The organism is Paraburkholderia lebeckiae (assembly GCF_050436225.1).
In the GTDB taxonomy this organism is placed as follows: Bacteria; Pseudomonadota; Gammaproteobacteria; order Burkholderiales; family Burkholderiaceae; genus Paraburkholderia; species Paraburkholderia tuberum.
In genome coordinates, this window is sequence record NZ_JBNDLU010000002.1 from 3,339,761 (window position 1) to 3,352,696 (window position 12,936).

Sequence of the window (12,936 nt, forward strand, 5' to 3'; positions counted from 1 at the left end):
AAGTGCGTGAGCGCCATTACCCAAACACCCTCTTCCACAACGCCAGCACCGCCTCGCGCTCGGCCGCCACCTGCGCCGGATCGACCCGCGCCTTCTCCATCCCATCGAGCCGCAGCGTGTGCTGCAGCTTGCGATAGCGCCGATAGGCCGCGCCGACCGTCTCCGCTTCCGCTTCGCTCATCAGCCCGAAACGCGACACCTCACGCAGCAGCGCGATATTGCCGGTATTGCGGATCAGCTCGGGATCGCGCGCCGCATGCAGCAGCACCCAGTACTGCACGGTGAACTCGATATCGACCATGCCGCCGCGGTCGTGCTTCAGGTCGAACAGCGCCGGCGTATGGTTCGGGTGTCCCGCCTCGACACGCGCGCGCATCTCGACGATCTCTTTCGCGAGCGGCGCCGCTTCGCGCGGCGTCGTCAGCACCTGTTCGCGGATCGCCTCGAACTTCGCGCCGATCTCCGGATCGCCCGCGCAGTAGCGCGCACGCGTCAGCGCCTGATGCTCCCACACCCACGCGGTATTCGCCGCGTCGCCCTCGCGCAACTGGTAGCGGCGGAACGCATCGAGGTCGGTGACGAGCAGGCCCGACTCGCCGTTGGGCCGCAGCCGCAGGTCGATGTCGAACAATGTGCCGGCGCCGGTCGCGGTGGTCAGCCATGTGATCAGACGCCGTGTGTAGGTTGCGTAGACGTCGGCGGCGGCATCGTCGGGATCGTCGTACAGGAAGATCAGGTCGAGGTCCGACGCGTAGCCGAGCTCCTTGCCGCCGAGCTTGCCGTAGGCGATCACCGCGAAGCGCGGCACGTCGCGATGACGTTTGGCCAACTGCTTCCACACGGCTTCGATCGTCACGTCGAGCACTGCGTCGGCGAGCTCGGACAGCCGGTCGCTGACGTGCTCGACGGACAGCTTGCCGGCAAGATCGATCAGCAGAATGCGGAACACCTCGGCCTGATGCGCGTGACGCAGCAGATCCATCTGCTGCTCGACGCCATCGGCGGCGGCGAGCCGCAAACACAGCGTACGCTTGAATTCAGCCCAGTCGAACGGACTGTTGATCGCCTCGACGTCGAGCAGCTCGTCGAGCAGCTGCGGATGGCGGATCAGATAGCCGGCCGCCCAGCGCGAGCCGCCCAGCACCGACAGCACCTGGTGCAGCGCCTGCGGATACTCGGTCAGAAGCGCCAGATACGCGCCGCGCCGGCTCACCGCTTCGAGCAGATCGAACAGGCGGGCGACCGTATCGCCGCGCCGCCCGGCCGGCTCCAGCGTGCGCGCGGCTTCGAGCGCGCGCTGCGCGACGATGTCGAAACGCTGCCGGCTGCGCTCGTTCAGGCCCGCGTAGCGCGACGAACGCCACACCGCCTGCAGCCGGGCGAGCAGCTCACCGGGCTCGGCCACCCCCAGTTCGACGAGGCGCGCGCGCAGTGCGTCGTCGGCGCTATCGTCGGCGAGCGCGCTGCTCCATACCCACGCGGCCGCGCCGTCCTCGGGCGCGCCGCAACCGTCGCGGCCGCCCACCTTGTCGGCGAAAATCTGGTCGAACTGCTGTTCGACGAACTCGCGGTGCGCGTCGAGCTTCGTCATCAATTGCGGGTAGTCGTCGCAGCCCATCGCGCGCGCGAGCGCCATGCGGTCGTCGGCATCGATGGGCATCGCGTGGGTCTGCGCGTCGTTGCGATATTGCAAACGATGCTCGAGCTCCCGCAGAAAGCGATACGCCTGCGACAGCTTCACGCACACCGACGGGTCCATCAACCCATGCGTGGCCGCGTGGCGCAGCACGGCGAGCGTCGGCCGCACGCGAAAGCCGGCGTCCTGGCCGCCGCGGATCAGCTGGAACACCTGCGCGCTGAATTCGATTTCACGGATGCCGCCACGGCCGAGCTTGATGTCGTCGGCCTTGTCGGGGCGCATCGACGCGCGGCGCTGCGCCTCCTGGCGGATCTGCAGATGCAGCGCGCGAATCGCGCTGATCACGCCGAAATCCAGATAGCGTCGATAGACGAACGGCGTGACGATCGCCCCGAGCTGCTTCTGCAGCCGCTGCGCCGAGGCGCTCGCGCCCTCGGACACGAGCCGGCCCTTGATCCACGCGTAGCGCTCCCACTCGCGGCCCTGCACATAGAAATACTCTTCGAGCATGCCGAGGCTGCATACGAGCGGCCCCGAATCGCCGTTCGGCCGCAGACGCATATCGACGCGAAACACGTAGCCGTCGGCGGTGACTTCGGCGAGCGCGCCGATCAGCCGCTTGCCGAGCCGCGTGAAGAACTCCTGGGTCGCGAGCGGCGAGCGCTGGCCGCCGGCGGTCTCGCCGTCGTCCTCATAGACGAAGATCAGGTCGATATCCGACGACACGTTCAGCTCGCGCCCGCCGAGCTTGCCCATACCGACCACGCCGAGCGTGAGTCGTTCGCCCTGCTGGTCGCGCGGCTCGCCATACAGTGCTTCGAGCTCGGCGCTCAGCACCGTCAGCGCGCGCTGGATCGTCGTTTCCGCGAGATCGGTCATCGCGCCGGTGACTTCGGCGATATCGGCCTCGCCGGCCAGGTCGCGCTCCATCACCGCACAGAATACTTCGGTGCGCAGCTGGCGCAGCGCGCGCTTCAGCGCATCTTCGTTGACCGGCGCACCGGCTGGGCCCGCCGCCTCGGCGCACAGTTCGTCGAGACGCGCGTCGATGCGCTCGCGCGTCAGCGGTTCGTCGGCCAGCGCGCCGACATGCGCGACCAGTTGCGGGCGGGCCGCGGCGGCGCGCGCGGCATAGTGCGAATAGCTGGAACTCAGGAGGGTGGCGTCGGTCATCAAAAATCTGGCTCGCTCGTTGCTTGATCGAATTTGTCCGGCGGTATTCTGACGGTGTCCGGGTATCGTTCCGGGGTCGTTGTCGTGACGTTCCGTCGTGCCATCGGCACACGGCGACAAGCGTGCCGAACCGCATGCCGGACGGCCTCGCCAATCCGCGTCACGGGCCGTCGGACAGGGTTTGCAGGAGGTCCGCCGACGCTTTCCCGTGTGATACATTTCGTCGTTAACACGCAAAACTACCATACGCCCAGCCGCCGCAGCATGTCCGAGCGAAACGAATCCGCCGACCCGCAAGCCCCCCCGCAGGTCCGGCATGTGAGCGGAAGCGACCACATCGTGCTGCGTCGGACGTTGCGCGTGCTCGCCACGCTCGCGCTCGTCCTCTATTTCATCGCGGGCGGACTGTTTCTGGGTTTGCGCTACGTGGTGCTGCCGCGCGTCGACACGTTCCGGCCGCGCATCGAAGCCGCGGTCTCCGACAAGCTGCGCACCCAATTCACGATCGGCCGGCTCGCGCCGCACTGGAGCGGCTTCCAGCCAGGGCTCGATGTCACGAATCTCGTCATCCGCGATCACGACGGCCTACCCGCGCTGACGATTCCGCACGCCACCGCGTCGGTGTCCTGGCGCTCGTTGTGGGAGTTTCATCTGGCGCTGTCGAGCCTGATCGTCGATCAGCCGGACGTGCTGGTGTCGCGCAGCGAGGACGGCGTGCTGTCGGTCGCGGGCGTGCCGGTGCCGACGCGCCACAGCGGCAACGACGCGCTGTCCACCTGGTTGTTGCGTCAGCAGGCGATCGTCGTGCGCGGCGGCGTGCTGCGCTGGCGCGATGCGACGCGCAACGAATCCGAACTGGCGCTGCGCGACATCCGCCTCGCGATCCTCAATGACGGCCGCGACCACCGCATGGCGCTGCAGGCGCCACCCGACGGCCAGGTGCTGAAAGGCCCACTCGACTTCCGCACGCACTTCCGCCACGCGCCGCTCTCCGCGATCGGCAAGCCGATCAACTGGAGCGGGCAGGTGTACATGTCGACGGGCCCGGTCGATCTGCCGACGCTCGCGCGCTACATCCAGTTCCCGATCGAGACGTTCGCCGGCCGCATCGACAATGCAATCTGGATCGACTTCAGCGAAGGCCGCATGACCCAGGCGACCGGCCAGTTGAACGGCAACGACGTCGCGATGCGCGTGCGCCCGACCCAGCCAAGGCTGCTCGTGCCGATCGCCCACTTTCTGTGGCGCGTCGAGGCAAACGAAGGCGAGTACCGGCTGCAGCTGTCGGACCTGCGTGCCGAGCTCGGCCAGCCGCCGCTCGAAGACGGCACGCCGCTCACGCGCATCCTGCGCTTCCGGACCCTCGACAGCCGCTACCGGATGGCGTCGCAGCAGCATGGGCAGCTTTTGAGCGTCAGCGGCGATCGCGTCGATCTCGGCATCCTCGCCGAATTCAGCCGCGCGCTGCCGCTGCCGCGGCACTTTCTCAATGAACTCGTGCGCATCAATCCGCGCGGGCGCGTCGCGAACTACGTGATCGAGCTCGAGCGCGGCAAGCCGGAATCCGGAGAAGTGGGCAGCGACCGTCGGCCCACGGGTGCTGAACCGATCGAGCGTTATCGCTTCAAGGGCGATTTGCAGGGCATCAGCTTTGCCGCCCAGGAGCCGGGGCCGGGCCTGACGCCGCGCGGCCACCCGCGCGCCGGCGTTCCTGGCATCGAAAACCTGTGGGGCAACGTCGACGCCGATGAAAAAGGCGGCCACGCGAACCTCGATACGACCAACGTGGCGATCACGCTGCCGGGCGTGTTCGACGATCCGCGTCTCACGCTTGCGCGTCTGCACGGCCGCGCCGACTGGACGATGGGCACGAAGGCACCGGGCGACACGCGTCCCGCGTTCGCGGTCAAGCTCAACGATTTCAGCGTATCGAACCCTGACGTCGAGGCGAGCGCGACTGCGAGCTACAGCAATCCCGGCCACGGCCGCGGCTCGCTCGACCTGAAAGCCGACTTCCAGCGCGCGCAGGTGACGCACATCGCCCGCTATCTGCCGACCGCGGTCAGCGAAAAGCTGCGCATTTACCTCGGCCACGGCTTGCAGGCTGGCGTGTCGCGTGGCGGCACGATCGAAGTGCACGGCGACCTGACCAAGTTCCCCTACGCGCGCGACCCCGACGCCGGCATCTTCCGCATCGTCGCGCCGTTCACCGGCGGCAAGTTCGATCCGACGCCGTTCCCGCCGCGCAACATGCGCAACGGCACGCCAAACGTTTGGCCGCCGCTCGACGGAATCGACGGCGTGTTCGAACTCAAGCAGAACGTGCTGCGCTTCGACATCGACCGCGGCCGTTACAAGCGCGTCGCGCTGACCGGCGTGAACGGCCGCATCGACGACCTCGGCACCAAAGGCTCGAACCTCACCATAGAGGGCAACGGCCGCGGCCCGCTCGCCGATATGCTCGACTACGTGAACGGCAGCTCGCTCGGCATCATGGCGCGGCACCAGACCGAAAAGATTCGCGCGGAAGGGCCCGCGTCGCTCGCGCTGAAGCTGACGATCCCGCGTACGCCGAAGCCGCATATCGGCGTGGAAGGCGCGCTCGGCTTCCAGAACAATCGCCTGAGCGTGAGCAATGCGCCGTCGCTGTCGCAGCTGAACGGCCGGGTGCGCTTCACCGAGCGCACGGCCGAAGTCGAGCGGCTCTCCGGCCAGTTCCTCGGCGGTGACGTGCATGCGAACGGCGGCTTGCGGCAAGACGGCACGTACGCGCTCGCACTCAACGGCCACATCGCCGTCGATGCCGCGCGCGAACTGCATCTGCATGGCCCGGCCGCACAGGTGCTCACGCATATGAGCGGCAGCGCGCCTTATGCATTGCGCGTCACCGGCGCGAAGGGCCGCCTGCCCGAGGTCAGCGCCAACTCTGATCTGAGCGGCCTCGGGCTCGATTTTCCAGCGCCGTTCAAAAAGACTGCCGGCACACCGATGCCGCTGCACTTCTCGGTCAATCCGTCGACGGTGCCGGGCGAAGCCGGCCTCGAACGCGCCGACCTGACGTTGGGGCCGGTCGCCGCCGCGTATCTGCTGCGCTATCGGCCCAACGCGCAGCCGCGTACGTCACCGACCGTCGTGCGCGGCGCGATCGGCGTGAACCGGCCGGTCGACCTGCCGTCCGAGGGCGTGGTCGCCGTGGTGGACATCAAGGAGTTCAATGCCGACGCCTGGCGCGTGCTCGCCGCGCAGCTGCGCGCGGGCGCGAGCGCGGACGGGGCGAATGGCGTGAACGGCAGTGCGAACGGCGGTAATACCGCCAGCAGCGCGGCCACACCCGCGGCCGCGCCGAATCCCATGCTCACGCAGTTCCTGCCGAACCGCTTCGCGCTGCACATCGACATGCTTACGCTGCTCAAGCGTCACTGGGACAACGTGATCGTCGGCGCGTCGCACGCGGACCGCACGTGGCAGGCGAACATCGCGTCGAATCAGGTGTCGGGCCACGTGTCGTGGCTACCGGGAGCGACCCGCGAATCGCCGGGCGAACTGCAGGCGCGCTTCGCGCGCGTCGTGATTCCGTCGGTCGCGGACAAGGACCTGCTTGGTCCGGCGATGTCGGCGCCCGCGCTGAACATGCCGTCGATCGATCTGGTCGTAAACGAACTGATCGTGCACGATCGCAACGTCGGCCGGCTCGAGGTCGATGCGCACAACTTCGAAGAAAACGGCGTGCCGGTCTGGCAGCTCGACAAGCTCGACGTGACGAACCCCACCGCGACGCTGACCGCGACCGCGAACTGGCGCACCTCGACCGAACTGCCCACCTCGGCCGACGAAGCCATGCCGCGCCGCACCGTGTTCGATTTCAAGCTCGACATCAAGGATGCCGGCGCGATGCTCGAGCGCTTCGGTCTGCCGAGGACGCTCAGGGGCGGCACCGGCTCGATTCAGGGCAAGGCCGTGTGGCAGGGCGGCCCGACCACGATCGACTATTCGACGCTGAACGGCAACCTCGCGCTGGATCTACACCACGGTCAGATCCTGAAGGTCGATCCGGGCGTCGCGACGCTGCTCGGCGTGCTGAGCCTGCAAAGCCTCGCGCGCATCGCCACACTCAATTTCCGCGATGTGATCGGCGAGGGCCTGCCGTTTTCGAGCGTGACGGGTACTGCGCATATTCATGACGGCATCGCCCGCACCGACAACTTCAGGATGGTGACCGCGCCGGCCCGCGCCGAGATGGTGGGCTCGGTCGACATCGCGCAGAAGAGCCAGGACCTGCACCTGCACGTAGTGCCGACCGTCAGCGCCGGCTCCGCGGTGATCGCCGCGACGGTCATCAATCCGCTGATCGGCCTCGGCGCGCTGATCGCCGATATCGCGTTCACACATGGGGTGTCGCACGTATTCGCGCGCGACTACGCGATCACCGGCTCGTGGTCGAAACCGCACGTCGAGCGGGTGACGGGCGAACGGGGTAAGATTGACGCTCCGGCTTCGGCCGTGGAAGCGCACTGAGCTCCGGCTTCCCTGGCGCCGCCGTCTCGAACCACGCGGCCGCTCGTGCCGCTCTATCGACTCAATGCGCCAACGGGGCCGAGCCAGCCCAGAACCATGCATGCGGCGCCCGCGCTTCACACCGCCGCCCGCCGGGAGTCTTTCGACACGCTCATGAGCGAAACACACGTCACTTCATCCGCATCCGCCGCAACGTCCAGCGGCCTTGTAGCCAGCCCCTTCCGGGTTGCCGCGCTGCAGATGGTCAGTTCGCCGGATCGCGATCGCAATCTCGCCGACGCAGAGCGCCTGATCACCGAAGCCGCCGCCGACGGCGCGCAACTCGTGCTGCTTCCCGAGTATTTCTGTTTCATGGGCTTCAAGGACACCGACAAGCTCGCCGTGCGCGAGCCGCATCAGGACGGCCCGATCCAACGCTTTCTCGCCGACGCCGCGCGCCGCCACCAGATCTGGGTGATCGGCGGCACCCTGCCGCTGAACGCACCGGAGCCGTCGCGCGTACTGAACACGACGCTGGTGTTCGACCCGAACGGCAACGAGGCCGCGCGCTACGACAAGATCCACCTGTTCAACTTCGAAAAGGGCGAAGAATCGTTCGACGAAGCGCGCACGATTCGACCCGGCACCTCGGTGCAAAGCTTCGAGGCGCCATTCGGCCGGGTCGGCCTGTCGGTCTGCTACGATCTGCGCTTTCCCGAGCTGTACCGGCGCATGGGCGACTGCACGCTGATCGTGGTGCCGTCCGCGTTTACCTACACGACCGGCCGCGCGCATTGGGAGCTGCTGCTGCGCACTCGCGCGATCGAAAACCAGTGCTACGTGCTCGCCGCGGCGCAAGGCGGCAAACATGAAAACGGCCGCCGCACCTGGGGCCACAGCATGCTGATCGACCCGTGGGGCGAGATCGTCGCGGTGCGCGATGAGGGCGCCGGCGTGGTCGCGGGCAACCTCGAACGCGCGCGCATCGACGAGGTGCGGCAGAGCCTGCCGGCATGGCGTCATCGCGTGCTGACCTGAAACCGACATTGAAACTGCGGCGCCTGCCACGCATATTGCGACGCAGGCGCTCCCCGACCCCTTCGTATCGAGCAGAACATACTTCGCATGAACATCATCGAACCCGGTATCCGTAATCTCGCCGCCGCCAAGGACATCCTCCTCACGCCCTATGGTCTCGACGAATCGCTGCTCACGCGCACGCTCGCCGAAATCTTCACGCACCGCGTCGACTACGCGGACCTGTACTTCCAGACCACCCGCAGCGAAGCGTGGAGTCTCGAGGAAGGCATCGTGAAGTCGGGCAGCTTCAGCATCGATCAGGGTGTCGGCGTGCGCGCCGTGTCGGGCGACCGCACCGCGTTCGCCTACTCGGACGACCTGTCGCCCGAAGCGATCCGCCAGGCGGCCATCGCCACACGCGCGATCGCCAAGACAGGCGGCGGCAAGCAGAAGATCAAGGCGGCGTCGTCGCTGACCGGCATCGCCGGGCGCGATCTGTACCTGCCGTCCGACCCGCTGCATTCGCTCGACGCCACCGCCAAGGTCAAACTGCTCGAGCGCATCGAGCAGATGGCGCGCGGCCGCGACCCGCGCATCCAGCAGGTGATGGCGGGCCTCGCCGGCGAATACGACGTGGTGCTGGTCGCGCGCAGCGACGGCGGCTTCGCGGCCGACATCCGGCCGCTCGTGCGTGTCTCGGTGACGGTGATCGCCGAGCAGAACGGCCGCCGCGAGATCGGCAGCGGCGGCGGCGGCGGGCGTTTCGACTACGGCTATTTCACCGATGAAGTGCTATCGCGCTATGTCGACGATGCGGTGCACGCCGCTCTCGTCAATCTCGACGCGCGTCCGGCGCCGGCCGGCGCGATGACCGTCGTGCTCGGGCCGGGCTGGCCCGGCGTGCTGCTGCACGAGGCGATCGGCCACGGGCTCGAGGGCGACTTCAACCGCAAAGGGTCGTCGGCATTCGCGGGACGCATCGGCGAGCAAGTCGCCGCGAAGGGCGTCACCGTGGTCGACGACGGCACGCTGCCGAATCGTCGCGGCTCGCTCAATATCGACGACGAAGGCAATCCGACCCAGTGCACGACGCTGATCGAGGACGGCATCCTGAAGGGCTACATCCAGGACACGCTGAACGCGCGTCTGATGAAGATGCCGGTCACCGGCAACGCTCGACGCGAATCGTACGCGGCGCTGCCGATGCCGCGCATGACCAACACCTACATGCTGAACGGCGACAAGGACCCGCAAGAAATCCTCGCGTCCGTGAAGAACGGCCTGTATGCGGTGAACTTCGGCGGCGGTCAGGTCGACATCACGAACGGCAAATTCGTGTTCTCGGCCTCCGAGGCGTACATGATCGAGAACGGCAAGATCACGTATCCGGTCAAGGGCGCGACGCTGATCGGCAGCGGACCGGAATCGCTGAAGTACGTCACGATGATCGGCAACGACATGAAGCTCGATTCGGGCGTGGGCGTGTGCGGCAAGGAAGGCCAGAGCGTGCCGGTGGGCGTCGGTCAACCGACGCTGCGCATCGAGCGGATGACGGTCGGCGGCACGGCCTGATTTCGTCGCGGATGCACGCTTCGCGCACGCAAGGCGAGAAGCGTGCGGGTTTTCCGCATTTTTCGACGCCCCAGCTTGTCAGCCGAGCCTGTACCGGGTTATAAAGTCACTCACCCTTTTTGACCAGCGACGCATTCACTTCGCCATGTCCGCCAAATTTTATTTTTACTTTTTTTGGTATCTCAGACCGCTGGCGGATCGAGAGGGGTGTTAGTGCACGCAGGACACCGAGAATTCCCGAAAAACCGCCAGCTAGCCTGGCGGTTTTTTTTCGGCTCACGCTTTTCGATACCTGACTGACATTTTGTCGTTGACCATTTTTTGATCGTCGTCCGCTCTGGCCTCGCTGTTTGATCGCTGACTGATCGCCCCCGTTGCCCGCGCGAACACGCTACGAACCGATTCAGGAGAACAACATGCCCCCGCACAATACCGATGATGTCCGCATCCGCGAATTGAAGGAACTCACGCCGCCCGCTCACCTGATCCGCGAATTTGCCTGCGACGAGAAGGTTTCCAACGTGATCTACGACTCGCGCACCGCAATGCATCGCATTCTGCACGGCATGGACGATCGTCTGATCGTCGTGATCGGACCGTGCTCGATTCACGATCCGAAGGCCGCGATCGAATACGCGGGGCGTCTGATCGAGCAGCGCAAGCGCTTTGCCGGCGAACTCGAAGTCGTGATGCGCGTGTACTTCGAAAAGCCGCGTACGACGGTGGGCTGGAAGGGTCTCATCAACGACCCGCATATGGACAACAGCTTCAAGATCAACGAAGGTCTGCGCACCGCGCGCGAGCTGCTTCTGCGCATCAACGAACTCGGCCTGCCGGCCGGCACCGAGTACCTCGACATGATCAGCCCGCAGTACATCGCGGATCTGATCTCGTGGGGTGCCATCGGCGCGCGCACGACCGAATCGCAGGTGCACCGGGAACTGGCTTCGGGACTGTCGTGCCCGGTCGGCTTCAAGAACGGCACGGACGGCAACGTGAAGATCGCCGTCGACGCGATCAAGGCCGCCTCGCAGCCGCACCATTTCCTGTCGGTCACGAAGGGCGGCCACTCGGCGATCGTATCGACCGCGGGCAACGAGGACTGCCACGTGATTCTGCGTGGCGGCAAAACGCCGAACTACGACGCCGACAGCGTCAACGCGGCCTGCGCGGACATCGGTAAGGCGGGCCTCGCCGCGCGTCTGATGATCGATGCGAGCCACGCCAACAGCTCGAAGAAGCACGAGAACCAGATTCCTGTGTGCGCGGACATCGGCCGTCAGATTGCCACGGGTGACGAGCGGATCGTCGGCGTGATGGTGGAGTCGCATCTCGTCGCGGGCCGCCAGGATCTGCAGGAAGGCTGCGAGCTCACGTACGGGCAGAGCATTACCGATGCGTGCATCGGCTGGGATGAGAGCGTCGCCGTGCTCGAAGGCCTTGCCGAAGCGGTCAGGCAGCGCCGCGTCGCGCGCGGCAGCGGCAACTGAACACCTGCCCCCGCAGCCACTGCGGGGGCTTGTCGGCAGTCCGTGGAAGAAACCCGGTTCAATATCGAACCGGGTTTTTTATTGGCCATTCGGACGAATGGTAGTCAGCCTGCCGCCTCGATATCGTCATAACTCGTTGCCTGGTCGCTTACACGCTTGACCAGGCTGGAGAATGCGTATAAGATTTTATACACGAGGTGGCGATGGAGCAGGAAAAAGAAATTCGCTGGTTAGGCTCCCGCTACTGTGATTTGCTCGTTTTTCCCGACGAAGCACGTCGTCTCGCAGGGTTTCAGCTTCACAAGATTCAGTCAGGACTCGACCCTGACGACTGGAAACCATTCGAGTCTATCGGCGCGGGAACGCGCGAAATTCGCATCAGAGACCAGGACGGCATTTTTCGCGTGATGTACGTGACCAAATACGCCGAAGCGCTGTACGTGCTGCATTGCTTTCAGAAGAAAACGCAGAGGCTCGGACCGCGCGACAGAAAAATTGCCGAAATGCGCTACCGCGCCATCACCCATTACAGGACCACCCAGCCATGACGATCGACACCAACATTCGTCACGTAACGCGAGCCGGCGCGAACGTGTTCCTCGAACTCGGTTTTTCCGCCGAGGAAGCGAAGCGCCTTCACGATGCGTCGCAAAAGCAGATCAACGACACGCGGCTGCTCAAGGAACAGCTGATGACCGAGCTGTCCACGTGGATCGAACAGCATCATCTGAAGCAGGCCGAGGCGGCCGAAATTCTGATGGTGTCGCGCCCGCGCGTGTCCGACGTCGTCAACAAGAAAACCAACAAGTTCACGATCGACACGCTCGTGGAAATGCTGAGCCGCATCGGCAAGCCGGTCACGCTCGCCGTCGGTTGAGCGTCGGCTCGTGCGAAGCACCATGCGTGTCTATGCGCACATGTGCGTCGCCATTCAAGGCGCGCCGCGATCGTGCTGCCAGAGCACGTCGGTGCCGCCGTCCGCGCGATTGAGCACGCGCGCCAGCACGAACAGCAGATCGGACAGCCGGTTCACGTACTGACGTGGCGCCGCGTTCAGCGCCTCGTATTCGCCAAGCGCGACGATCGCCCGCTCCGCGCGGCGGCAAACGGTACGGCACACATGCGCGAGCGCGGCCGCGCGCGAACCGCCCGGCAGAATGAATTCCTTCAGCGGCGGCAGCGTGGCGTTGTAGTCGGCGAGCCAACCGTCGAGCTGCGCGAGATGCTGTTCGGTAATCATCGTGTGACCGGGAATGCACAGCTCGCCGCCCAGATCGAACAGGTCGTGCTGGATTGCGACCAGCGCCGCGCGCACGTTCTCGGGCAGCTTCTCGCACAACAGCACGCCGAGATTCGAATTGAGTTCGTCGACGTCGCCAATCGCGGCGATACGCGCGCTGTCCTTGCGCACGCGGCGGCCGTCGCCGAGACCGGTGGTGCCGTCGTCGCCGGTGCGAGTGGTGATCTTGCTGAGGCGATTGCCCATGACGTCTCCCATGCATTAGTGACGATGCTGCCAGCTGGTTTGTCCATATTGCACGCATCGCG

General features: G+C 65.9%; 9 protein-coding genes. 6 read left to right on the forward strand and 3 right to left on the reverse strand.

The genetic code is table 11. The features are described from left to right. Window positions 1-16: 16 nt before the first annotated feature. The gene (gene glnE / locus OKW45_RS29995; RefSeq protein WP_503129162.1) at window positions 17-2,812 is read right to left on the reverse strand and encodes a bifunctional [glutamate--ammonia ligase]-adenylyl-L-tyrosine phosphorylase/[glutamate--ammonia-ligase] adenylyltransferase; all 2,796 of its coding nucleotides are present in this window, start codon (window positions 2,810-2,812) and stop codon (window positions 17-19) included. A gap of 264 nt (window positions 2,813-3,076) precedes the next feature. On the opposite strand from glnE, the gene OKW45_RS30000 reads away from it, so the two are divergent. The 3 genes from OKW45_RS30000 (at window position 3,077) to tldD (ending at window position 9,898) form a co-directional block, all read left to right on the forward strand. Continuing rightward, window positions 3,077-7,327 carry a YhdP family protein gene (locus tag OKW45_RS30000; protein ID WP_429472730.1) on the forward strand — a complete coding sequence of 1,417 codons (4,251 nt, stop codon included), beginning with the start codon at window positions 3,077-3,079 and terminating at the stop codon, window positions 7,325-7,327. 153 nt (window positions 7,328-7,480) lie between these two features. Beyond that, window positions 7,481-8,344, forward strand: a complete 864-nt coding sequence (locus OKW45_RS30005) for a carbon-nitrogen hydrolase family protein (RefSeq protein ID WP_429472731.1) — start codon at window positions 7,481-7,483, stop codon at window positions 8,342-8,344. Between the two features lie 87 nt (window positions 8,345-8,431). After that, a complete protein-coding gene (gene tldD, locus OKW45_RS30010) occupies window positions 8,432-9,898 on the forward strand; it encodes a metalloprotease TldD (RefSeq protein ID WP_429472732.1) in 1,467 nt (488 codons plus the stop codon). Between the two features lie 106 nt (window positions 9,899-10,004). On the opposite strand, the gene OKW45_RS30015 is transcribed toward tldD, so the two are convergent. Beyond that, entirely contained in the window at window positions 10,005-10,178 is a 174-nt protein-coding gene (locus OKW45_RS30015) for a hypothetical protein (RefSeq protein ID WP_429472733.1), read from the reverse strand. Between the two features lie 136 nt (window positions 10,179-10,314). On the opposite strand from OKW45_RS30015, the gene aroG reads away from it, so the two are divergent. The 3 genes from aroG (at window position 10,315) to OKW45_RS30030 (ending at window position 12,265) form a co-directional block, all read left to right on the forward strand. After that, window positions 10,315-11,388 (forward strand): 3-deoxy-7-phosphoheptulonate synthase AroG, encoded by a 1,074-nt coding sequence (gene aroG / locus OKW45_RS30020; protein WP_018419471.1) that lies wholly within the window; start codon window positions 10,315-10,317, stop codon window positions 11,386-11,388. 203 nt (window positions 11,389-11,591) lie between these two features. Beyond that, the gene (locus tag OKW45_RS30025; protein WP_429472734.1) at window positions 11,592-11,936 is read left to right on the forward strand and encodes a type II toxin-antitoxin system RelE/ParE family toxin; all 345 of its coding nucleotides are present in this window, start codon (window positions 11,592-11,594) and stop codon (window positions 11,934-11,936) included. Then, window positions 11,933-12,265, forward strand: coding sequence for a helix-turn-helix domain-containing protein (locus tag OKW45_RS30030; protein WP_018419469.1), 333 nt, complete (start codon window positions 11,933-11,935; stop codon window positions 12,263-12,265). The genes OKW45_RS30025 and OKW45_RS30030 overlap by 4 nt, the downstream gene beginning before the upstream one ends. A 54-nt stretch (window positions 12,266-12,319) precedes the next feature. Here the strand turns inward: OKW45_RS30030 and OKW45_RS30035 are convergent, their stop codons facing one another. Beyond that, complete coding sequence (locus OKW45_RS30035; protein WP_429472735.1) at window positions 12,320-12,874, reverse strand: cob(I)yrinic acid a,c-diamide adenosyltransferase; 555 nt, start codon at window positions 12,872-12,874, stop codon at window positions 12,320-12,322. Window positions 12,875-12,936: the final 62 nt, after the last annotated feature.

Coding starts and splice junctions, on each gene's coding strand:
- OKW45_RS30000 (WP_429472730.1), top strand. CDS start 3,077: ATGTCCGAGCGAAACGAATCCGCCGACCCGCAAGCCCCCCCGCAGGTC.
- OKW45_RS30005 (WP_429472731.1), top strand. CDS start 7,481: ATGAGCGAAACACACGTCACTTCATCCGCATCCGCCGCAACGTCCAGC.
- OKW45_RS30035 (WP_429472735.1), bottom strand. CDS start 12,874: ATGGGCAATCGCCTCAGCAAGATCACCACTCGCACCGGCGACGACGGC.
- tldD (WP_429472732.1), top strand. CDS start 8,432: ATGAACATCATCGAACCCGGTATCCGTAATCTCGCCGCCGCCAAGGAC.
- glnE (WP_503129162.1), bottom strand. CDS start 2,812: ATGACCGACGCCACCCTCCTGAGTTCCAGCTATTCGCACTATGCCGCG.
- OKW45_RS30025 (WP_429472734.1), top strand. CDS start 11,592: ATGGAGCAGGAAAAAGAAATTCGCTGGTTAGGCTCCCGCTACTGTGAT.
- aroG (WP_018419471.1), top strand. CDS start 10,315: ATGCCCCCGCACAATACCGATGATGTCCGCATCCGCGAATTGAAGGAA.
- OKW45_RS30030 (WP_018419469.1), top strand. CDS start 11,933: ATGACGATCGACACCAACATTCGTCACGTAACGCGAGCCGGCGCGAAC.